The 21051-nt window shown below is 70.7% G+C and carries 22 protein-coding genes; 17 read left to right on the top strand and 5 right to left on the bottom strand.

Annotated elements, in window-relative coordinates; translation table 11 throughout:
• Positions 1 to 14: 14 nt before the first annotated feature.
• Positions 15 to 2195, bottom strand: a complete 2181-nt coding sequence (locus AC5RV6_RS02765; protein ID WP_494005748.1) for a S9 family peptidase — start codon at positions 2193 to 2195, stop codon at positions 15 to 17.
• Between the two features lie 84 nt (positions 2196 to 2279).
• Positions 2280 to 2840, bottom strand: coding sequence for a hypothetical protein (locus AC5RV6_RS02760; protein WP_494005747.1), 561 nt, complete (start codon positions 2838 to 2840; stop codon positions 2280 to 2282).
• A gap of 245 nt (positions 2841 to 3085) precedes the next feature.
• On the opposite strand from AC5RV6_RS02760, the gene paaA reads away from it, so the two are divergent.
• The 11 genes from paaA to AC5RV6_RS02705 all read left to right on the top strand — a co-directional run bounded on the left by paaA (position 3086) and on the right by AC5RV6_RS02705 (position 12054).
• Positions 3086 to 4075, top strand: a complete 990-nt coding sequence (gene paaA / locus AC5RV6_RS02755; RefSeq protein ID WP_494005746.1) for a 1,2-phenylacetyl-CoA epoxidase subunit PaaA — start codon at positions 3086 to 3088, stop codon at positions 4073 to 4075.
• A gap of 3 nt (positions 4076 to 4078) precedes the next feature.
• Positions 4079 to 4384, top strand: a complete 306-nt coding sequence (gene paaB, locus AC5RV6_RS02750; RefSeq protein WP_494005745.1) for a 1,2-phenylacetyl-CoA epoxidase subunit PaaB — start codon at positions 4079 to 4081, stop codon at positions 4382 to 4384.
• Positions 4385 to 4386: 2 nt separating this feature from the next.
• Entirely contained in the window at positions 4387 to 5199 is an 813-nt protein-coding gene (paaC, locus tag AC5RV6_RS02745) for a 1,2-phenylacetyl-CoA epoxidase subunit PaaC (protein ID WP_494005744.1), read from the top strand.
• Between the two features lie 2 nt (positions 5200 to 5201).
• On the top strand, positions 5202 to 5738 hold the full coding sequence (paaD, locus tag AC5RV6_RS02740) for a 1,2-phenylacetyl-CoA epoxidase subunit PaaD (RefSeq protein WP_494005743.1): 537 nt from the start codon (positions 5202 to 5204) through the stop codon (positions 5736 to 5738).
• Between the two features lie 2 nt (positions 5739 to 5740).
• Positions 5741 to 6895 carry a 1,2-phenylacetyl-CoA epoxidase subunit PaaE gene (gene paaE / locus AC5RV6_RS02735; protein WP_494005742.1) on the top strand — a complete coding sequence of 385 codons (1155 nt, stop codon included), beginning with the start codon at positions 5741 to 5743 and terminating at the stop codon, positions 6893 to 6895.
• Between the two features lie 16 nt (positions 6896 to 6911).
• Positions 6912 to 7679, top strand: coding sequence for an enoyl-CoA hydratase/isomerase family protein (locus AC5RV6_RS02730; RefSeq protein WP_494006612.1), 768 nt, complete (start codon positions 6912 to 6914; stop codon positions 7677 to 7679).
• A 142-nt stretch (positions 7680 to 7821) separates the two neighbouring features.
• Positions 7822 to 8514, top strand: a complete 693-nt coding sequence (locus AC5RV6_RS02725) for a hypothetical protein (RefSeq protein WP_494005741.1) — start codon at positions 7822 to 7824, stop codon at positions 8512 to 8514.
• 350 nt (positions 8515 to 8864) lie between these two features.
• A complete protein-coding gene (locus tag AC5RV6_RS02720) occupies positions 8865 to 9458 on the top strand; it encodes a copper resistance CopC family protein (RefSeq protein WP_494005740.1) in 594 nt (197 codons plus the stop codon).
• A 195-nt stretch (positions 9459 to 9653) separates the two neighbouring features.
• Entirely contained in the window at positions 9654 to 10178 is a 525-nt protein-coding gene (locus AC5RV6_RS02715; protein ID WP_494005739.1) for a copper chaperone PCu(A)C, read from the top strand.
• Complete coding sequence (locus tag AC5RV6_RS02710) at positions 10178 to 11599, top strand: Dyp-type peroxidase (RefSeq protein ID WP_494005738.1); 1422 nt, start codon at positions 10178 to 10180, stop codon at positions 11597 to 11599. The genes AC5RV6_RS02715 and AC5RV6_RS02710 overlap by 1 nt, the downstream gene beginning before the upstream one ends.
• Before the next feature lie 206 nt (positions 11600 to 11805).
• Positions 11806 to 12054 (top strand): DUF6480 family protein, encoded by a 249-nt coding sequence (locus AC5RV6_RS02705; RefSeq protein ID WP_494005737.1) that lies wholly within the window; start codon positions 11806 to 11808, stop codon positions 12052 to 12054.
• A 163-nt stretch (positions 12055 to 12217) separates the two neighbouring features.
• Here AC5RV6_RS02705 and AC5RV6_RS02700 read toward each other — a convergent pair whose 3' ends face one another.
• The gene (locus AC5RV6_RS02700; RefSeq protein WP_494005736.1) at positions 12218 to 12670 is read right to left on the bottom strand and encodes an Lrp/AsnC family transcriptional regulator; all 453 of its coding nucleotides are present in this window, start codon (positions 12668 to 12670) and stop codon (positions 12218 to 12220) included.
• A 246-nt stretch (positions 12671 to 12916) separates the two neighbouring features.
• Here AC5RV6_RS02700 and pdhA point away from each other — a divergent pair, with 246 nt between their 5' ends.
• The 4 genes from pdhA (at position 12917) to AC5RV6_RS02680 (ending at position 17629) form a co-directional block, all read left to right on the top strand.
• Entirely contained in the window at positions 12917 to 14038 is a 1122-nt protein-coding gene (gene pdhA, locus AC5RV6_RS02695; RefSeq protein ID WP_494006611.1) for a pyruvate dehydrogenase (acetyl-transferring) E1 component subunit alpha, read from the top strand.
• A 14-nt stretch (positions 14039 to 14052) separates the two neighbouring features.
• The gene (locus AC5RV6_RS02690) at positions 14053 to 15096 is read left to right on the top strand and encodes an alpha-ketoacid dehydrogenase subunit beta (RefSeq protein WP_494005735.1); all 1044 of its coding nucleotides are present in this window, start codon (positions 14053 to 14055) and stop codon (positions 15094 to 15096) included.
• A 2-nt stretch (positions 15097 to 15098) separates the two neighbouring features.
• Complete coding sequence (locus AC5RV6_RS02685) at positions 15099 to 16694, top strand: dihydrolipoamide acetyltransferase family protein (protein WP_494006610.1); 1596 nt, start codon at positions 15099 to 15101, stop codon at positions 16692 to 16694.
• 80 nt (positions 16695 to 16774) lie between these two features.
• On the top strand, positions 16775 to 17629 hold the full coding sequence (locus AC5RV6_RS02680; protein ID WP_494005734.1) for an MBL fold metallo-hydrolase: 855 nt from the start codon (positions 16775 to 16777) through the stop codon (positions 17627 to 17629).
• 23 nt (positions 17630 to 17652) lie between these two features.
• Here AC5RV6_RS02680 and AC5RV6_RS02675 read toward each other — a convergent pair whose 3' ends face one another.
• Both AC5RV6_RS02675 and AC5RV6_RS02670 read right to left on the bottom strand, forming a co-directional pair.
• Complete coding sequence (locus tag AC5RV6_RS02675) at positions 17653 to 18420, bottom strand: ABC transporter permease (RefSeq protein WP_494005733.1); 768 nt, start codon at positions 18418 to 18420, stop codon at positions 17653 to 17655.
• On the bottom strand, positions 18417 to 19154 hold the full coding sequence (locus AC5RV6_RS02670; RefSeq protein ID WP_494005732.1) for an ABC transporter ATP-binding protein: 738 nt from the start codon (positions 19152 to 19154) through the stop codon (positions 18417 to 18419). Before AC5RV6_RS02670 ends, AC5RV6_RS02675 begins: the two co-directional genes overlap by 4 nt.
• Before the next feature lie 110 nt (positions 19155 to 19264).
• On the opposite strand from AC5RV6_RS02670, the gene AC5RV6_RS02665 reads away from it, so the two are divergent.
• Positions 19265 to 20368: a sensor histidine kinase gene (locus AC5RV6_RS02665; RefSeq protein ID WP_494005731.1), complete on the top strand. Its 1104-nt coding sequence runs from the start codon at positions 19265 to 19267 to the stop codon at positions 20366 to 20368.
• Positions 20350 to 21006: a response regulator gene (locus AC5RV6_RS02660; RefSeq protein WP_494005730.1), complete on the top strand. Its 657-nt coding sequence runs from the start codon at positions 20350 to 20352 to the stop codon at positions 21004 to 21006. The genes AC5RV6_RS02665 and AC5RV6_RS02660 overlap by 19 nt, the downstream gene beginning before the upstream one ends.
• Positions 21007 to 21051 lie beyond the last annotated feature (45 nt).

Here is a 21051-nt window from a genome sequence, read left to right as displayed (position 1 = left end):
CAGCCCTCCGCCGGTCAGCTTCCGGCGGCCACCGGCTTGACGGAGGGGAGCAGATCCCGCGCGTCCAGGGCGGCGAGGATGAACGCGTAGTCCCAGGCGCGGTCCTTCCAGGCCTCGTAGCGGCCGGATGCGCCGCCGTGCCCGCCGTCCATTTCGGTCTTGAGCACGATCGGCTCGCTGCCGGTGCCCTTTTCCCGCAGGGCGGCCACCCACTTGGCAGGCTCGACGTACAGCACGCGGGTGTCGTTGAAGCTGGTCACCGCGGCGATCCGCGGATAGGCGGCCTCGCGCACGTTCTCGTACGGGGTGTATTCGGCCATGTAGCGGTACACCTCCGGATCGGTGATCGGATTGCCCCACTCCTCCCATTCCAGCGCCGAGAGCGGCAGCTCCGGATCGAGGATGGTGGTCAGGGCGTCCACGAACGGCACCTGCGCCACGATCGCGCGGTACTTTTCCGGGGCCAGGTTCGCGACGGCGCCCATCAGCAGCCCGCCGGCGGAACCGCCCATGGCGGCGATCCGGGCCGGATCCGCCCAGCCGGAGGATGCCACGTGGTCGGTGGCGGCCACGAAGTCGGTGAAGGTGTTCTTCTTGTTCAGCTTCTTGCCGTCGTCGTACCAGGCCCGGCCCATTTCGCCGCCGCCGCGCACATGCGCAATGACATAGACGACGCCCCGGTCCAGCAGGGACAGCCGGGCAATGTTGAAGGCCGGGTCCATGCTGATCTCGTAGCTGCCGTACGCGTACACCAGGGCGGGGTTGCCGCCGTCGCGTGCCACCTCGGCCCGCCGCAGCACGGAGAGCGGGATCCGGGTGCCGTCCTCCGCCGTCGCCCAGTCCCGCTCCGCCACGTAGTCCGCCGGATCGTAGCCGCCGCGCACCGGGGTTTCGCGGCGCAGCTGCAGGTCGCCGGTTTCCAGCACGTAGTCGTACACCCGCGGCGGGGTGAGGTAGGAGGTGTAGGAGAGGCGGATCACCGGGGAGTCGTACTCGGCGTTGGACAGGCTGGCCGTGTAGAGCTCTTCGTCGAAGGCCGGTTCCAGCGGATCGCCCTGGGCCTCGGTGCCCAGTCCCTGGACGGGGAGCACCTGGACACGCTCGGTGGTGTCCTTGCGCACCGAAACCAGCACATGGGTGCCGGTGACCGCGGCGCCGTTGACGCGCACGTCGTCGCGGTGGGGGACCACGGTGTTCCACAGCTGCTCCTCGAGCGGCTTGGCGAACTCCTCCTCCGCGACCAGGGAGACCATCGAGTTCAGGGCGCCCCGGTTGTGGGTCAGCAGGTACTGGCGCTGCCCGGCGAGGGTCAGCGGCTCCGCCTCATAGAGGATGCGGGCGCTGCGCGGGATGAGCGTGCGCAGCTGCGAGGCGGGGTCCTCGAAGTCCATCACGCGGTACTCGCTGTACTCGGAGTTGCCGATGCCGATCACCAGCTGGCGCCGGTCCGCGGAGAGCTCAAAGCCCGTCCACATTGCCACGTCGTCCTCCTGGTAGATGACGACGTCGTCCGCCGGGTCGGTCCCGAGCACATGGGCCTTGACCTGGTGCGGCCGCCAGGAGTCGTCCACCACCATGTAGAAGACGCGGGTGCCGTCGGGGGAGAAGGCCAGGCCGTAGAAGACGTTCTCGATGACGTCCGGCAGCAGCTCGCCGGTGCGCAGGTCCTTGATCCGCAGCGTAAAGCGCTCATCGCCGGCGTTGTCCTCGGCCCAGGCGAACAGGTTGCCGTCTTCGGTCACGGCCATGCCGCCGAGCGAGAAGAAGGGCTTGCCTTCGGCCTCCGCGTTGCCGTCCAGCAGGATCTGCTCGCCGGGAACGGGGACCCCGGGCTCGACGGCGGGCGGGGTCCAGTCCGCCTGCAGGTCGCCGGTGTCCCGGGCGGCGGTGCGGCACTGGATGCCGTACTGCTTCCCTTCTTCGGTGCGGGTGTAGTACCACCAGCCGCGCTTGCGGGCCGGAACCGAGAGATCGGTTTCCACGGTCCGCGCCTTGATCTCGTTGAAGATGTCCTGCCGCAGCTGGTCCTGGTCTTTGGTGACCTCCGCGGTGTAGGCGTTCTCCGCCTCGAGGTGGGCGACGACCTCGGGGTTCTCCTTCTCCCGCAGCCACTCATACGGGTCGACGAATGTGTGGCCGTGGTGGATGCGCTCGGTCGGTACCTTCTTGGCGACGGGTGGCTGCGAAGTAGTCATCTGTCGAATATATCCAGCCGGGTGCCGGGGGGAAGGCTGCCGCGGCCGGTTATGCCCGGGGCTTAGGTGCACCCGTCGGCGCGGCTACCGGTTCAACAGGAACCCCGCGGTGACGGCTCCGGCGGCCAGGAAAAGGATCCAGTTCGCCAGCACGGTCAGCAGGGTCCCGGCGTAAGGGCGGGAACTGAGGTCCCGGGCAGGCACGATGACCGGGTCCGGGGCGGGCCCGCGGCGGAACTGGCCCCAGAGCGAGGTGCTGAGCAGCAGGGCACCGCCCGCCACCGCGACGGGAGCCGCCGGAAGCGTCAACAGGACCACGTGTCCGGCGGCCAGGTGCAGCACGAACAGGAAGACGGCTGCCCCGATGACGCCCGCGGCCGTTTTCCACCAGGGCACCCGTGCGAGGGTCGGCAGGACAAAGGGCGCGGCTCCGGCGGAGACCAGCAGTACGGCGAGGGTGGCCGCCGCCGGCAGCGTCACCGCGAGGGTTCCCCCGGTGGAGGCAACGGCTCCGGCGACGGCAGAGAAGCCGGCGAGGCCGAGGAGCGTCGGGACGGTGATGCGCGCGGCCTGTGCGGCGGTCGGGCGGGGCAGGGCCCACCGCTCCGGGCCCTGCCCGGGAGCCGGGGGTTCCTCGGTCTCCACGGTCCTCCCTTCGTCGGCTCTCTGCTCAAGCTGTCTGTTCCAACGGTATCCCCGTCCCACGGGTGGCCCGGACCGGCCATGCCGACGCCGATCCCGGGGCGCCGCCTTGACGTGCCGTCGACCACACCCATATCCTGAACGAACGGTCGGTAAATACGGCCGCGCTTCCGCGCCCGCGGAGCGCACCGGGCGGCGGGCGCTGTTCCGGATAAAGCAGCGGCAAGACGCACAGTGAGGTGACATATATGGCTACGCAGGCACAGGCATCGCCCGAACTGCATGCTGTTCCCTCGGCCGAGGAAACGGCCGGGCAGGAATACTTCGATCGGATCATTGCCGAGGACTCGCGCATCGAGCCCCGTGACTGGATGCCGGAGGCCTACCGGAAGACCCTGGTCCGCCAGATCTCCCAGCACGCGCATTCGGAAATCATCGGCATGCAGCCCGAAGCCAACTGGATCACCCGTGCGCCCTCGCTCAAGCGCAAGGCCATCCTCATGGCCAAGGTCCAGGACGAGGCCGGCCACGGCCTCTACCTCTACTCCGCCGCCGAAACCCTCGGCACCCCGCGCGAGAAGATGACCGAGGACCTCATCGCCGGCAAGGCCCGCTACTCCTCGATCTTCAACTACCCCACGCTGACCTGGGCGGACATGGGAGCCATCGGCTGGCTGGTTGACGGCGCCGCGATCTGCAACCAGGTTCCGCTCTGCCGGGCCTCCTACGGCCCCTACGGCCGGGCCATGGTCCGCATCTGCAAGGAAGAGTCCTTCCACCAGAGGCAGGGCTTCGAGATCCTGCTGGAACTGGCCAACGGCACCGAGGCCCAGCGGCAGATGGCCCAGGACGCAATCAACCGCTGGTACGCCCCGGCCCTGATGATGTTCGGCCCGCCGGACGACGACTCGCCCAACTCCAAGCAGTCGATGGCCTGGAAGATCAAGCGCTTCTCCAATGACGAGCTGCGCCAGCGCTTCGTCGGCATGATGGTCGAGCAGGTCAACGTCCTGGGCCTGACCCTGCCGGATGACCAGGTCCGGTTCAACGAGGAAACCGGCAAGTGGGAGCACGGCCCGCTCGACTGGAACGAGTTCAAGGAAGTCCTAGCCGGCCGCGGCCCCTGCAACTCGCAGCGCCTGGCCCGCCGGCGCGAGGCCCACGAAGAAGGCGCCTGGGTGCGCGAAGCCGCCGCGGCCTACGCGGCACGACAGGCACGAAAGGCCGAGGTGGCATAAGAGATGGCGCAGGAATCAACCGGAGTCAGCGCAGCCTGGCCGCTGTGGGAGGTCTTCGTCCGCTCCTCCCGTGGGCTCTCCCACGTCCACGCCGGATCGCTGCACGCCCCCGATGCCGACATGGCCGTGCGCAACGCACGTGACCTCTACACCCGCCGCAACGAGGGCGTCTCGCTCTGGGTGGTGCCGGCGTCGGCCATCATCGCCTCCGACCCCGATGCCAAGGGCCAGTTCTTCGAGTCCCCGCAGGGCAAGGACTACCGGCACGCCACGTACTACACGAAGTCCGAAGGGGTGAAGCACCTGTGAACATGGACAGCGCCACCCGCATCACCCCGGGCAACGCCCTGCGCCCCGAGGACATCGCCGCCTCCGAGCTGCACGCCCCCGGGGACGTGGCCGAGTACGCGCTGCGCCTGGGCGACGACGCCCTGATCCTGGCCCAGCGCCTGGGCTGGTGGATCTCCCGCGCCCCCGAGCTGGAAGAGGACGTGGCCCTGGCCAACATCGGCCTGGACCTCATCGGGCACGCCCGCTCCTTCCTCACCTACGCCGGCACCGCCTGGGGCAAGACAGAAGACGACCTGGCCTACTGGCGGGACGAGACCGAATTCCGTTCCGCACACATCGTCGAGCAGCCCAACGGGGACTTCGCGGACACCATCGCCCGCCAGCTGATCGTCTCCTTCTTCCAGTACGAGCTCTACACCGCCCTGCTGGAGTCCACGGACGAGACGATCGCCGCGATCGCCGCCAAGGCGGTCAAGGAGGTCGACTACCACCGCGACCACAGCTCCCAGTGGGTGCTGCGCCTGGGCCTGGGCACCGATGAATCCCGCCGCCGGATGACGCGCTCGCTGGAGAAGATCTGGCCCTACGTGAACGAGCTCTTTGTCGACGACGAGCTGGTGGAGAAGCTCGACGGCGTCGCCGTCCGGCCCTCGTCGCTGCGCACGGCCTTCGACGCCAAGGTCGGTGCGGTCCTCGCCGAGGCCGAGCTGCAGGTTCCCGACGTGCAGCCGGCTCCGGGCGGCGGCCGCCGCGGACAGCACAGCGAGCACCTGGGCTACATCCTGGCCGAGATGCAGGTCCTCGCCCGCCAGCACCCCGGAGCCACCTGGTAGCCATGGGCATCTCCGTCCACTCACCGCTGCGGCCCGCCGACGCCGCCTCCGCCGCCGCCTGGGACGTCGCCGCCACGGTGTGCGACCCCGAGATCCCGGTGCTCACCATCGAGGATCTGGGCGTGCTCCGCTCGGTCTCCGTGGAGGATGCCGGCGACGCCGGCGGCCATCCGGCGGTGCGGGTGCAGATCACCCCCACCTACTCCGGCTGCCCCGCCATGGACGCCATCCGCGACGACGTGACCGCCGCGCTGATGGCCGCCGGCTACCCGGCCGTGCAGGTGGACCTGGTGCTGTCACCGGCCTGGACCACGGACTGGATGAGCGAGGCCGGCAAGGCCAAGCTCAGCGAATACGGCATCGCCCCGCCCACCGGCAAGGCAGCCGCCGGGCCGGTCCGGCTGGGGCTCAGTGTGAAATGCCCGCAGTGCAGTTCGCTGAACACGCGCGAAATGACCCGCTTCGGTTCCACCTCCTGCAAGGCGCTCTACGTCTGCCAGGACTGCCGCGAACCCTTCGACTACTTCAAGGTGCTCTAAGAATGACAACCGAAACCGCCGCACCGGCCGCACCGTCGCGCCGCACCACGTTCCACCCCCTGACCGTCAGCGCGGTCCGCCGGCTCACCGACGACGCCGTCGAGGTCACCTTCGCGGTGCCCGAGGAGCTGGTGGGCCACTACGATTACCTGCCCGGCCAGTACGTGGCGCTGCGCACTGTCCTCGACGGGCAGGAGCTGCGGCGCAGCTACTCCATCTGCGCCGAGCCCCGCCCGGGTGAGGTCAAAGTCGCCATCAAGCGGGACCTGGGCGGCAAGTTCTCCACCTGGGCCAACGAGAGCCTCAAGGCCGGAGACGTGCTGGACGTCATGAGCCCCACCGGCGCGTTCATCTCCAAGCACAAGATGACCGAGCTGAACCACCCGGAGCAGATCGACGTCGCCGGCCAGGACGTGTTCGTTGCCGTCGCCGCCGGCTCCGGCATCACGCCGGTGATCTCCATCGCCCGCACCGTGCTGGCCGCCTCCGACACCGTGCGCTTCGACCTGGTCTACGCCAACAAGGCCGCCATGGACGTGATGTTCCTGGAGGAGATCGCGGACCTGAAGGACAAATACCCCACCCGCTTCGCCGTGCACCATGTGCTCTCCCGCGAACAGCGGATCAGTCCGCTGCTCTCCGGCAGGATCGACTCCGAGAAGCTCACCACGCTCATCGACTCGGTGCTGCCCACCGGCGACGTTGACGAATGGTTCCTCTGCGGGCCGTTCGAGCTGGTCCAGCTCTGCCGCGACAGCCTCGCCGAGCGCGGCGTTCCTGCGGAAAAGGTCCGCTTCGAGCTGTTCACCACCGGGCAGCCCGCCCGCCCCGAAGGCCAGATCGGCCGCCCGGTGGAGGTGGACCCGTCCGCCGACAACTTCGAGATCACCTTCAACCTGGACGGCCTGCAGGGCAAGGTGGCCAGCCCCACCCACGCCCGCGAATCCATCCTCAACGCCGCGCTGCGGGTGCGCCCGGACGTACCGTTCGCCTGCGCCGGCGGCGTCTGCGGCACCTGCCGGGCCAAGGTCGTCACCGGCACGGTCGAGATGGAGGAGAACTACGCGCTGGAGCCCGACGAGATCGACAAGGGCTACGTGCTGACCTGCCAGACCCGGCCCACCAGCCCCGCAGTCACCGTCGACTACGACGCCTAGGAGGACAGGCATGAGCATGATCGAGCTGAGCATCGAGGGCAACGTCGCCGAGGTGGTGCTCAACGCCCCGCAGAAGATGAACGCGCTGGATGAGCAGGCCCTCGCCGACCTCGACCGCGCCTACGACGAGGCAGCCGCCGCCGGCGTCCGGGCCCTGCTGCTGCGCGGCGAAGGCCGCGGGTTCTGCGCCGGCCGCGACATTTCCGGCGTCGTGCCCGCCGACGACGACGCGTACGGCTACCTGGCCGATAAGGTCACCCCGCTGCTGCGGAAGATGGCGGCGTTCCCGGCGCCCACCTTTGCCGCCGCGCAGGGTGCCTGCCTCGGCGTCGGGCTCGGCCTGCTGATCGCCACCGACGTGGTCTACGTGGCCGAGAACGCGAAGATCGGCTCCCCGTTCGCCAACCTCGGCGCGACCCTGGACTCCGGCGGACACTGGCTGTTCACCGAACGCCTCGGCGCGCACCGCACCCTGGACCTGATCTACACCGCCGACCTGATGAGCGGCGCCGAAGCCGTGGCCGGCGGGCTGTTCAGCCGCGCCTTCCCCGCGGAGGAGCTGCTGCCGCGCACCCGGGAAACCGTGGCCCGGGTGGCCGACGGCGCCACCGGCGCCTTCCGCGCCTCCAAGGAGCTGGTGACGCAGATCCGCGACCAGCGGATCGGCCTGTGGACGTCCGTGGAGGCCGAAAACCGCGCCCAGGGCGATCTCTGCGGCAGCGCGGACTACGCCGAGGGTTTCGCCGCCTTCCAGGAGAAGCGCAAGCCCGTCTTCAAGGGCTGACTCCGGCTCCTTCTCTGCCCGGCGTCCGCAACTATTCGACACCCTGTAGAAATCCGGGCAGAATGGCACTGCCCGTCCGTTGCCCGGCGTCGTGCCGGCGGCGGAGCGGGCGGACGGCAGATGGAACAACCACGGAGAATCCATGCACGCGCGTAACCTGAGGCTGCTGCGCGGCTGGTCGGCGGCCTTCGCCGCGACCGCCGTCGCCGCCTCGGCGCACGTGCTCGCCGGTGGTGCCATCGGCACCCCGGCCATCCTGCTGCTCTCCCTGGCGCTGTCCGGCCTTATGTCCTGCGCGGTGGCCGGCCGGTCGCTGTCCCTGCCCCGCCTCGCCGCAGCCGTGACCGGCAGCCAGGGCATCTTCCACCTGCTGTTCAGCGTCGGCGGCGCGGGCGCCTACGTGTCCGGTACCGGACGGGACGCCGCAGCCCTCAGCGCCGACGCAGCCGCGCCGGCAGCGGGCTCCACCGGCGCAGGCCTGGACGCCCTGGGAACCGCCGCGGGGCTGGGCAGTCACGCACACCACGCCGCCTCCTTTGCCGTGGCCGCCGACGGCGTCCCTTCCGCCGGCCTCGCTGCCGGCGGGGCACTCATGTGGGCAGGGCACCTGGCCGCTGCCCTGATCACCGTCGTGCTGATCCGGCACGGCGAAACCACGGCCCGGCGCCTGGTCGAGGCCGTGCGGCTGCGCATCACGGCCTACCTCCCGCTGTTCCGTCAACCGGCCGTCCGGCATGTCCGGGTTCCGGTCCTGACGGATTTCCTCTCGCCGCTGCACCGCCTGGGCGCTCCGCTGCGTGCCATGCGCCACCGCGGGCCTCCGCTGCCCGCCTGATCACCGATTCCCCGCGGCAGCCCGCACCCTGCAGGTTGCCGCCATCATCGACTTCAGGCTGCGCGGGCCGACAGGTCCGCGAAGTGGCCCTTGCCGCCAATGCTGCTGCTCCTGCACCGCGCAGCAGCGGCCGACTCCTCATCAAGGCGTAGGCGGCATTGTCCGTCGACCCTTCGGGGGGGCGCAGGCCATTTCCCGATCACCTGCCGCACGCGCTGCGGAAAGCAGCTATGACACACCACTCCACTGCCTCCCAAGGCAACCCCGCCGCGACACCGAACGTTTCACAGGCGGCATCCGTTCGCCCGCTGCCGACCCCGGACGCGGTATGGCGCCTCTGGGGCGCCTTGATGCTGGCGCTTGCCACGCTGGCCGCAGGACTCGCGGCCTCCCTCGCCACGGCCCCGGCCGCACTGGCCCACGACCGGCTCATCTCCGCCAACCCCGCCGACGGCGACGTGCTCCCCGAGGCGCCGGCCGCCGTCGAGCTGGTGTTCAGCGCCGAGCTCATGGACCTGGGCAATGAAGTCCGGGTCGAGGATGCCGCCGGCATCGACGTTACGGGCGGCGAACTGCAGCTGCAGCGCGAGACGCTGACCCAGCCCCTGGCTGCTCTCGAGGACGGAACCTACGAGGTCACCTGGCGGGCCGTGTCCAGCGACGGACACCCCATCACCGGGAGCTTCAGCTTCCAGGTCGGCTCCGGCGAGGCGGACAGCGCATCCACCGGCGCCGCAACCGGCCAGGACCAGGCAAGCCGAGGAACCGGGGCAGCCTCCCCGGGCGCCGCCGAGGCATCCCCAGGCGATGAGGCCGACCGGCCGGACGCCGGCGACGACGCCTCCGGCCTTCCCGGCTGGGTTCCCGCGGCCGGGCTGGGTGCCCTGGCCGGGATCGGCATCTACGCGGCCGCCGTCTGGCTGCGGCGGCGCGGGCGCCGCTGAGCTGACGCACCCCCGGCCGGTTGATGTGTCACCGGCCGGGTGCCGGCGCGGCTGCGCCCACGCACTCGACACCCGGGACGCCTGGCCGTCCGGTGCGCCCGCGCAACCGCGTGGACGCACCGGACAGGCGTGACCGGCCGGCGCCGGCCTCCACTGACACCTGACGACTGAACCCTTGCAAAGGACACCACTTCCATGAGCACCACCTTCCGCTTTTCCCGCTCCACCCGCACCGCCGCCCTGCTCGCCGCGGCAGGCCTGGCCCTGACCGCCTGCAACTACGAAGAGGAGCGCGGCGATGCTGCCCCGCCCACCGCCGAAGTCGCACAGCTGTCCGTCGAAGAGGCCTGGATCAAGGCTGCCGACGACGGCATGACCGGGGCCTTCGGCACCCTGGTGAACGACGGCGACCGCGACCTGGTCGTCACCGGCGCGTCCTCCGACGCCGCCGAGGAGGTCGAACTGCACGAAATGGCCGCCAACGAGCACGGGGCAATGGTCATGCGCGAAGTAGACGGCGGTTTCACCGTTCCCGCCGGCGGTGAGTACACGCTGGAGCCCGGCGGCAACCACCTCATGCTCATGGGCCTCACCGGACCGGTTCAGCCCGGAGACACGGTAACCATCGAGCTCAAGCTCGAGGACGGAAGCCTGATCGACTTCGAGGCCCCCGCCAAGGACTTCGCAGGCGCCAACGAGAACTACGACGGCGGCCACTGATGAAGCGCTTCCACCGCGCCTCCGGCAGCTCCGGCAGCTCCGGAGGCACGGATCCGGGTCGGAACGACCCCGGCCGGGGGCAGCCGGAGGACCCGCGGGAGAAGCCGGACGCGGACCCCGGGGTGCCCGGCGCGGCCCCTGACACCGCTGACGCGGCAGTTACCGCGGGCTCCGCGGTGCCGGCTGCGGCCCGCCCGCGCTCCGGCGTCGGACGCCGGCACCTGCTGGCCGGGGGCGCCGCCGCCGGGCTGGGAGCGCTCGTCGCGGCCGGAGCGCAGATCGCCTCCGGCCGGGGAGAGCCGGAGCGGGCCGCGGCAGCGGACGACGGCGGCAACGGACTGCAGACGGTGCCGTTCCACGGGCTGCACCAGGCCGGAATCGAGACCCCGGAGCAGGCCCACGCCGTCTTCCTCGGCCTGGATCTGCTGCCGGAGGTCTCCCGGGATCGCCTTCAGGCCCTGCTGCGGCTGCTCTCGGATGACGCCGCCGCCCTGACCCAGGGCAGGCCGGCCCTCGCGGACACCGAACCGGAGCTGGCTCTGCGGCCGGCCCGGCTTACCGTCACGTTCGGTTTCGGACCGAAGCTGGTCGAACGGGCCAATCCGGGCCTGGTGCCGTCGTGGCTGCGGCCGCTGCCCGCCTTCGGAATCGACCGGCTGCAGCCGGAGTTCGGAGCTGCGGACCTGCTGCTGGCCATCGCGGCCGACGACCCGCTGACCGTGGCGCATGCCCGGCGCATGCTGCTCAAGGACAGCCGCGCCTTTGCCGTCCTGCGCTGGACCCAGTCCGGCTTCCGCCGCTCCTACGGGACGGAAGCGGCAGGGACCACCATGCGCAACCTGTTCGGCCAGGTGGACGGCACCGCCAACCCGCGGGCGGGCTCGGAGGACTTCACCCGGGTGGTGTGGGGCGACGCCGACATGCCGGCCTGGCTGCCCGGCGGCACCTCCATGGTCATCCGGCGGATCGCCATGAACCTGGACACCTGGGATGAACTTGACCGCCCGGCCAGGGAGGAAAGCGTGGGGCGCCGGCTCGACAGCGGGGCCCCGCTGACCGGCACCCGGGAGGACGACGAGCCGGACTTCCAGGCCCGGAGTTCCCTCGGTTTTCCGATCATTCCGGAGTATTCACACATGCGCCGGGCCCGGCCCGACGATCCCCGGCAGCGGATCTACCGGCGGTCCTACAACTACGACGAGCCGGCAGCTGCGGGCGGGGGAGGGGGATCCGTCTCCGACGCCGGGCAGATCTTCGTGTCCTACCAGGCCGACGTCGACCGGCAGTTCGTGCCCATCCAGCGCAGGCTGGATGAACTGGACATCCTCAACGAATGGACCGTGCCGATCGGATCGGCCGTGTTCGCGGTTCCGCCCGGAGCCCGGGAGGGCGGATTCGTGGGGGAGGAGCTGTTCAGCTGAGCAGGCAGGCGCCGCCGCACACACGGCCGGCGGCGGTCCGCAGCGGGTGGCGCAACCCGGGACGGGCTGCCGCAACCCGGGACCGGCTGCCGTAACGCAGGTTGCCCTGCGCCTGTACGGCGGCTAGGTTGGACTCAAGCTACTAAGCATGCTTAGTTCCGCTTCGGCGGACGGCGGCTTGAACGGAACCGATGAGGAGGCGGCGCATGGCTGACAGCTACAACCCGAACAACGATCCGGCGAATCCAGACAAGCCCAAGGATGCGCAGATGGGTCCCGGCACCCAGGAGGGTACCGGCAACCACGCCCACAGCGAGGACAAGGCCGGGCACCCGAACCCGGACCCGGCGTCGGGCAACATCACCGGCCTGGAGCCGGGCGGGGGCGTTCCTCCGGGAGAGACCCCGCCCGCCGAGGGGCAGATGAGCACCGATCAGGGCCACGACGAGGACTGACCGCTGAGGTCGGCCGGGACGGGCATTCCATCCGCCCCGGCCGGCGCACAAACGGGCCCGGCAGCCATGCGGCTGCCGGGCCCGTTTGTGCGTCCGGTGCCGGGCTTGGTTGCCGGGCTTGGTTTGCGGGCAAGGTTCGCGCCGGCAACCTGCGCCCCTCAGCTCAGCGGGTGTCCAGGTCCTCGAACACCAGGAAGGTCTGCGTGTCCAGGACGCCGGGCATCGACTGCAGCTGGTCGAAGATGACCCGCCGCAGATGGACGTTGTCTTCGGCCCGGACCAGCAGGATCACATCGAAGGAGCCGCCGACCAGGGCGATGTGGTGCACCTCCGGCAGCTTCCGCAGCTGTTCGCGCAGCTCCCGCCAGGCGTGCTGGCGGACCTTCAGGGTCACGTAGGCGCTCGCCCGCAGGCCGGCCTTGACCGGGTCGACGACGGCGGTGAAGCGGCTGAGCACGCCGGTTTCGGTGAGCTTGGCGATCCGCGAATAGGCATGCGCACGGGATACGTGCACGGCTTCGGCCACCGCCGTCACCGAGGCCCTGCCGTTGGCGGTCAGCTCCGCCAGGATGCGTTTGTCGATCTCCTCCAGGGCCGGTGCCTGTGGATCTGCCATGCGTCTACACCTCGTATTGTTATCCAGCTCACGTCGCCAATCAGTCCACAACGATACTGGGCTTTGTTCAGAACGTCCAGAGTTTCCCGGAGTGCTGGATACGAATAATTGGTGCTGCCCATACTGGGGTTACAGAACATCCACCACCCACGCCGGTGGTCCTCGGGCAGTGCTGCCCGGCCTCCGGCCCGAACCGCTCACCGTGGACGGCCGTGCGGACGCAAGGGAGGCACCATGACCATTTCGATGGGCAACACCCGCAGCCAGGACGAGGCAGAGACCGCGGACCTCACCGCCACGATGCTTCCCTCCGCGGAGCCCGTGCAGCTGGTGGACGCCGACGGCGCGCACCGCCACGACGACCGCTACCCCCTACCCGACGGCGAGGCGCTGCTGGAAGCCTACGCCCGCCTGGTCACCGGCCGGCGGATCAACGACCAGGCCAACGCCCTCGTCCGTCAGGGCCGGATGGCCGTCTACCCGTCGTCGCACGGGCAGGAAGCCTGCCAGGTGGCCGCCGCAGCGGTGCTTGGCAGCCAGGACTGGCTGTTCCCCACCTACCGGGACTCCGTCGCCGTCGTCTCCCGCGGCGTCGACCCGCTGCAGGTGCTGACCCTGCTGCGCGGCGACTGGCACGCCGGCTACAACCCCTACGAGCTGAAGGTCGCCCCGCAGGCAACGCCCCTGGCCACCCAGCTGCTGCACGCCGTCGGTGTCGCGCACGCCGCGAAGCTCAAGGGCGAGGACACCGTGGTCCTGGCCATGTGCGGTGACGGCGCCACCAGCGAAGGCGACTTCCATGAGGCGCTGAACTTCGCCGCCGTGTTCCACGTCCCGGTGGTCTTCTTCGTGCAGAACAACGAATACGCGATTTCGGTGCCGCTGAAGAACCAGACCGTCGCGCCGTCGCTGGCGCACAAGGCGATCGGCTACGGGATGCCCGGCGAGCGCGTGGACGGCAACGACCTGGCCGCGCTGCTCGCCGTGCTCGGCACCGCCGTCGCCCGGGCCCGCGAAGGCGGCGGCCCCGCGCTGGTGGAGGCCCACACCTACCGTATGCAGGCCCACACCAACGCCGACGACGCCACCCGCTACCGGTCCTCCGAAGACGTGGAGAAGTGGGTGCCGCGCGATCCGCTGCTGCGCATGCGCACCTACCTGCGCGGCCTGTCCCTGCTCGACGACGCCGCGGAGGAACGCATCGCCGCCGACGCCGAGGCGGTCGCCGCCCGCATGCGCGAGGGCCTGAACGCCGAGACCGAGCTGGATCCGATGGACCTGTTCCGCTACGTGTACACCCAGCCGACCCCGCAGCTGCGGGAACAGGCCGAAATGCTGCGCGGGGAACTTTCCCGCACCGAGGCATGAAAGGCAGCCCCGAGATGACAGCCACCACCCAGGCGCCCGCCGAGGCCGGCACCGAAACCCTGACCTTCGCGAAGGCGCTGAACACCGCCCTGGCCGACGCCATGGAAGCGGACTCCCGCGTCATCATGTTCGGCGAGGACGTCGGCCCGCTCGGCGGCGTCTTCCGCATTACCGACGGGCTGACCGCCCGGTTCGGCGAAGAGCGCTGCTTCGATACCCCGCTGGCCGAGTCCGGCATCATGGGCATGGCCGTGGGCATGGCCATGAACGGCATGCGGCCGGTGGTCGAGATGCAGTTCGACGCCTTCGCCTACCCGGCGTTCGAGCAGGTCGTCAGCCACGTCGCGAAGCTGGCCAACCGCACCCGCGGCGCGGTGCGCATGCCGATTGTCATCCGGATTCCCTACGCCGGCGGCATCGGCGGCGTCGAACACCACTGCGATTCCTCCGAGTCCTACTACGCGCATACCCCGGGCCTGACCGTCGTCGCGCCCGCCACCGTGCGCGACGCGTACCGGATGCTGCGCGAGGCGATCAGCCTCGACGACCCGGTCGTGTTCCTGGAACCGAAGAAGCTGTACTGGTCCAAGGACAAGGTGGACCTGGCCGAGGAGCGCCGCCGCGCCGGCGATCCCGACGCGCACCGCACCTACGGGACCGCGTCGGTGGCCCGCACCGGCACCGACGCCACCCTCATCGCCTACGGGCCCTCCGTGTCCACGGCGCTGAACGCCGCCGAAGCCGCCGCCGCCGAAGGCCGGTCGCTGGAGGTCATCGACCTGCGCACCATCGTCCCCTACGACGACGAGACCGTGGCGGCCTCCGTCCGCAAGACCGGCCGCGCCGTCGTCATCTCCGAAGCACCCGGGTTCGCCTCCGTCGCCTCGGAGATCGTGGCCCGGATCCAGGAACGCTGCTTCCACTCCCTGGCCGCCCCGGTGCGCCGGGTGACCGGCTTCGACATCCCGTACCCGGCTCCCAAGCTGGAACACCACTTCCTGCCGGGCGTGGACCGCATCCTGGACACCGTCGACGAGCTGCAGTGGGAGGACCAGTGAGCGTGCGCACTTTCCTGCTCCCCGACCTGGGGGAGGGGCTGACCGAGGCCGAGCTGGTGACCTGGCTCGTCAAGGAGGGCGAGGTGATCGCCGTCGACCAGCCCGTCGCCGAGGTGGAAACCGCCAAGTCCCTGGTCGAGGTGCCCTCGCCCTACGCCGGTACCGTCGCCCAGCTGCACGGTGCCGCCGGGGAAACGATCGACGTCGGCCGTCCGCTGATCTCGGTGGCCGAGCCTGGCGCTGAGGCGGCCGGCGGACCGTCCGCTGCCGCCGCGGAGGCGGGCGGCCCTGCCGATGCGTCCGCCGCGGCCCACAACGGCACCCGGCCCGACCCCGCCACCCCCGAACATGCCCTGCCCTCCGCCGGCGGCGACGCCGGCGCGGCCGGCGAGGCGTACCGCCAGGAGGAACGGGCCGGCTCCGGAAACGTGCTGATCGGCTACGGCACTCCGGGCGGCCACGGGCAGTCCAGGCGGAGCCGGCGCCCGAAGCACGCGTCGTCCGCCGCGGGGAACAACAACTCTGTGGGCCCGGACAACGCAGCAGGCGCGAACGGCGCTGCAGCCGCTGCTGCCACGGCCCCGGCAGGGACGGCCGGCGCGCCGTCGGAACTCCCGGCGGCATCGCAGCAGGCCGAGGCTCCCCGCTGTATTTCTCCGATCGTCCGCCGCCTCGCCCGCGAGAACGGACTCCGGCTGGCGGACCTGACCGGTTCCGGGCCCGACGGCCTGATCCTGCGCCGCGATGTCGACCAGGCGCTCTCCGTGCTGGCCCGCGCCGGTGAGGCCGTCGCCGGCGGCCAGGCGCCCGAGGCCGCCGGCAACGTTGCGGCCGCCTCCGGCCCTTCCGCTGCAGACGCGGAACCCGGCCCGGGCGTCACCGACGCCCGCAGCGGCCTCGGCGTGACCCGCACCCCGGTGCGCGGCGTGCGCAAGGCAGTGGCCGCCAACCTGGCGGCCAGCCGCCGCGAGATCCCCGAGGCCACGGTCTGGGTGGACGTCGATGCCACCGCGCTGCTGGAACTGCGCGCGGACCTGAAGAGGCGCCACCCCGACTCCACGCCGGGGCTCCTGGCCTTCCTGGCCCGCTTTGCTCTGGCCGGCCTCGCCCGCTTCCCGGAGCTGAACACCCGCTGGGAGGACAAGGACGGCGGCGCCGAAATCGCGGCCTTCGACGGCGTGAACCTCGGCTTCGCCGCCCAGACGGAGCGGGGCCTGGTCGTGCCCTCGATCCGCCGGGCCGACTCCATGAACGCCCGCCAGCTCGACGCCGAGATCCGCCGGCTGACCGCCGCGGCCCGGGCGGGCAAGGCCAGCCCGGACGAGCTCACCTCGGGCACCTTCACGCTGAACAACTACGGGGTCTTCGGCGTCGACGGCAGCGCGGCGATCATCAACCATCCGGAATCCGCGATCCTGGGGATCGGCCGGATCATCGACAAGCCGTGGGTGGTGGCCGGCCGGCTGGCGGTGCGCAAGGTGACCGAACTGACGCTGGCCTTCGATCACCGGGTGTGCGACGGCGGCACGGCCGGCGGTTTCCTGCGCTACGTCGCGGACGCCGTCGAAAACCCGGGCAGCGTGCTCGCCGATCTCTGAATGTTGCGCTTATCCCGGCCGGCTCCGGCCGGCCGGGATAAGTTGGATGGCAGGCGCAGGATCAGGGCGGAAGGGCGAGCATGAGCGAAGCAACAGCAGCACCGGCACCGCGGGGCGAGCAGATCGCACCACGGACCTGGGTTTTCAGCAGCCCCGGTTTCCGGGTGAACACCGGGCTGGTGGTCGGTGACGAGCGGGCCCTGCTCATCGACACCGGCAGCGGACCGCGGCAGGCCGCCGCCCTGCTGGCCGCAGTCCGTGACGTCACCGACCTGCCGCTGACGGTGGTCAACACACACGCCCACTTTGACCACTTCTTCGGCAACGGGTTCTTTGCCGCCGAGGCCGGCGTGGAGGACTTCTGGGCCACTGCCGCGGCTGCAGCGGAGATGGGCGGGCACGGCGAAGAGCAGCGCATCCACGTCGCCGACGCCGAACCGGAGATGGCGGCCGATGCCGGGCCGCACACCGCAGTCAGGGTGCCGAACCGGCTGGTGGAGGACGCCCCGGTGGACCTGGACCTCGGCGGCATCACCGCCACCCTGTTCCATCTGGGCCGCGGCCACACCGGACACGACCTGCTGGTCGGCGCCGGGGAGGTGCTGTTCACCGGAGACCTGGTTGAGGAAGGCGCCGATCCGGCGTTCGAGGACTCCTTTCCGAAGGAATGGATCCGCACCCTGGGCAAAGTGGTGGCCCTGGAGGACCTCTACAACGTGTTCGTGCCCGGACACGGCGACCCCGTGGAACTGGATTTCGTGACCACGCAGATGAACAAGATGCGCACCGCGGTGACCGTGACCCGCAGCGCCATGGACCAGGCCTCCACCGACGTGACCAAGGCCGTGCCCATCCTGCCGTACGGTCCCGTGCAGAGCCGGGCCCTGCTGAACCGGCTGCGGACCCTGGCGCAGTGGAAGTGGCTGCGGACCTGAGCTGCACGCCGTGAAAGCCGCTGCTACTCCCACCGGAAGAAGGCTGCGGAGAGGCTGACGCCGACGAGGGTGGTCACCGCGAGGCCGATCAGGGCTCCGGCGTCGGGAGCGGTGCCCACCCAGGCGGCGCCCAGGGAACTGACCGCTGCCCCGAACGGCAGCCAGCCGCCGAGGTCGGCCAGCGGCCCGGGGAGGGCTCCGGGGCCGCCGAACATTCCGCCCAGCGCCCCAAGGGCGAAGAACAGCACCAGCCCGATGGCGACGGCGGAGTTCGGTGTGGGCGCGACGGCCGCCACCGTCATGCCGAGGCTGTACATTGCTGCGATCGTCAGCACGGCGACCCCCGCGGCCCAGGCCGGCCTGGCGGGCAGGTTCGCGCCGAAGACGGCCACCGCGACGGTCAGCGCGGCCGCGATGCCGATGAGGGCCTGCACCACGCTGACCACCGCCTGCGCCGCAAGCACCATCATCGGAGAGGCCGGGGTCACGGCCAGCCGGCGCAGGATGCCCGAGCGCCGGTAGTACGCCAGGAACCCCGGCATGTTGAGGACCCCGATGCTGGAGACCACCATCACGAGCACCAGCGGGAGCACAAAGACCTCCATCGCCGTCATGCCGTCGGCGATCTCCTGCCGGGCCGCTCCGGCCGCGCTGGTGAGCAGGATCAGCAGCGGCAGCGCGAGCGGCACAATCAGTCCCGGCGCGTCCCTCACGACCATCCGCGCTTCGCAGCCGATGAGCATGAACCATGCCCGGATGCCCGGGCCGCGTGCCTCAACCAAGGTGGTCATTCGGCTTCCTCCAGTTCTCTTCCGGTCAGGGCGATGAAGGCTTCCTCGAGGGTGTGGGCGCCCGCCAGCGCACGAAGGTCCGCCGGGGTGCCCTGCGCCCGGACCAGCCCGGCGTCCAGGACCGCCACCCGGTCGCAGAGCCGTTCCACTTCCTCCATGGCGTGGCTGACAAGCAGCACCGTCACGCCGTCCTGCTTCAGCTGCTCCACGGTCCGCCACATCCGGCGGCGTGCTCCCGGGTCGAGGCCGGTGGTGAGCTCGTCCAGGATCACGACGCGCGGCCGCCCGACGAGCGCGAGGGCGATGGAGAGACGCTGCTGCTGACCGCCGGAGAGGTTCTCGAACCGGATCCGGTGCTGGTCCGTCAGCTCCACCAGTTCCAGCAACTCATCGCACGCCCGCGGGTTGGGATAGAAGCTGCGGTACAGGTCCACCAGCTCGCGCACCCTCAGCGCCCCGTGCAGGTAGGACTCCTGGAGCTGCACGCCCAGGACCTGTCGGAGCCGGTCCCGGTCCCGGCGGGGATCCAGGCCCAGCACCCTGACCCTGCCGCCGCCCGGACGGCGCAGCCCGGCGACCATCTCGACCGTGGTCGTTTTTCCGGCCCCGTTGGCACCGAGGACGCCAAAGACCTCTCCTTCAAGGATCCGCAGGCTCACATCGGCAACCGCAGTCCTGCCCCGGTAGCTCTTGGCAAGGTGTTCGGCGAGCACCGCCGGTTCCGTCGTCGTCATGGTTCCATGCTGTCCGCGCCGAATCCGCGGGGGCAGTGCCGATAGTCAGCCTTCACGGCCATGACCATTGGCACATGTACCCGCGCCGGCCCGCCTCCTAGGATGGGTGGATGCGACGGCTGGGGACGGAGGGGTGGGCGGGACTGGCGATGCTCGTCCTCGCCGCCGGTGTCGCCGCGCCCACCCTCTTCGGGGCATTTGAACCGGTGATCCCGCGGGCCTGGTGGGCCCTGCTGTTTGCCCTGTTCCTGGCCGCCTTGTTCATTTCCACGGCCGCCCGGGAGCGGTCGCCGCTGCAGTACGGGGCGTTCGCCGTCGCCGTGACGGCGGCCTGGGCAGCCGTGCTTACGGCCCAGAGCACCGGGCTGCTGCTGATCCTGCTGGTTATTACCGCGGCCACCAGCGCCTACGTAGTGCCGCTGTGGCTGAGCCTGGTCCTGGTGGCCCTGAACACCGGCGTCGTCGCCCTGGTCAGCCTGCCGTTGGAGGCCTACCGGACGGAAATGGTTGTCCTGGTCGGGTTCTACCTGCTGATCCAGCTCGCCACCCTGCTCAGCAGCACCACGTTGATCCGGGAACAGCAGATGCGCCGGGAACTTGGTGAGGCGCATGCCGAGCTGAAAGCGGCCGGGGTCCTGCTCGCGGAGTCCGCCCGCACCGCGGAGCGGCTGCGGATATCCCGGGAACTGCACGACCTGATCGGCCACCAGCTCACCGTGCTGACCCTGGAACTGGAGACCGCCCGGCACCTTGACGGCCCGGGCGCCGCCGTCCATCTGGACCGCGCCGACACCACGGCCCGGGAGCTGCTCCGCGACGTCCGCACCACGGTCGGCCGGCTGCGGAGCGCCCCGACCGACCTTGAGCGGGCGCTGCGGGAGATGACCGGTGGTCTTCCCGGCCTCGGGGTCCGGGTCGACGTTTCCCCCGATGTCCGCCTCGGAGATGAGCACAGTGCCGCGTTCCTGCGCGCTGCGCAGGAGATCGTCACCAACACCCTTCGCCACGCCGACGCCGCAAAGCTGCACATCCAGGTCAGCGCCGCATCGGACACGGTCACCCTCCTGGCCCGCGACGACGGCATCGGCGCCGGGCAAGCGGTATTCGGCAACGGCCTGTCCGGGCTGCGGGACCGGTTCACGGAACTCGGCGGTGACATAGCGGTTGATGGGAGCCGGGGATTCCAGGTCACGGCATGGATACCGGCGCCGTGATCCGGGTGGTCATCGTGGACGACCAGGCCCTCATCCGGCAGGGTATTGCCGGGCTGCTGGCGGTGGCGGGGATCGAGGTCGTCGGAGAGGCCTCCGACGGCCGGGCCGGTGTCGACGCCATCGCCGGGGCGGGCCCGGACGTGGTGCTGCTCGACATGCGCATGCCCCGTTTCGACGGTATCTGGACGCTGCGCCGGCTGCAGGAGCTGGGCCTGGACGTGCCGGTGCTGGTCCTCACCACCTTTGACGACGACGCCCTGGTGCTCGATGCCCTGAAGGCAGGAGCGCGCGGCTACCTGCTGAAGGACGTCACCTTGGATCAGCTCACCCACGCCGTACAGGTCCTCGCAGCCGGCGGCACGCTCGTCGCCCCGGTTCTCACCGACCGGCTGCTGCGCGGCGTGCGCTCCGGAGGATCCCTGCCCGAGCCGGGTCCTTCAGGCGGCGAGCTGACCGCACGGGAGCTCGAGGTCCTGCGCCTGGTCGCCTCGGGGTTCGGCAACCGGCAGATCGCAGACGCGTTGTTCCTCGCCGAGGGAACGGTAAAGAACCACGTTTCCGCAATCCTGGCCAAGCTGGGCGCCCGGGACCGCACCCACGCAGTCCTCCGGGCGCTGCAGGACGGACACCTTCGTTAGGCCGCGAGGGCCCGGGCGCACGCAGGGTGCGCCGGGGCGCGAGCG

The organism is Arthrobacter saudimassiliensis (genome assembly GCF_059090665.1).
Note: the sequence above shows the minus strand (reverse complement) of the source record. Positions and strands in the feature narration are given on the sequence as shown.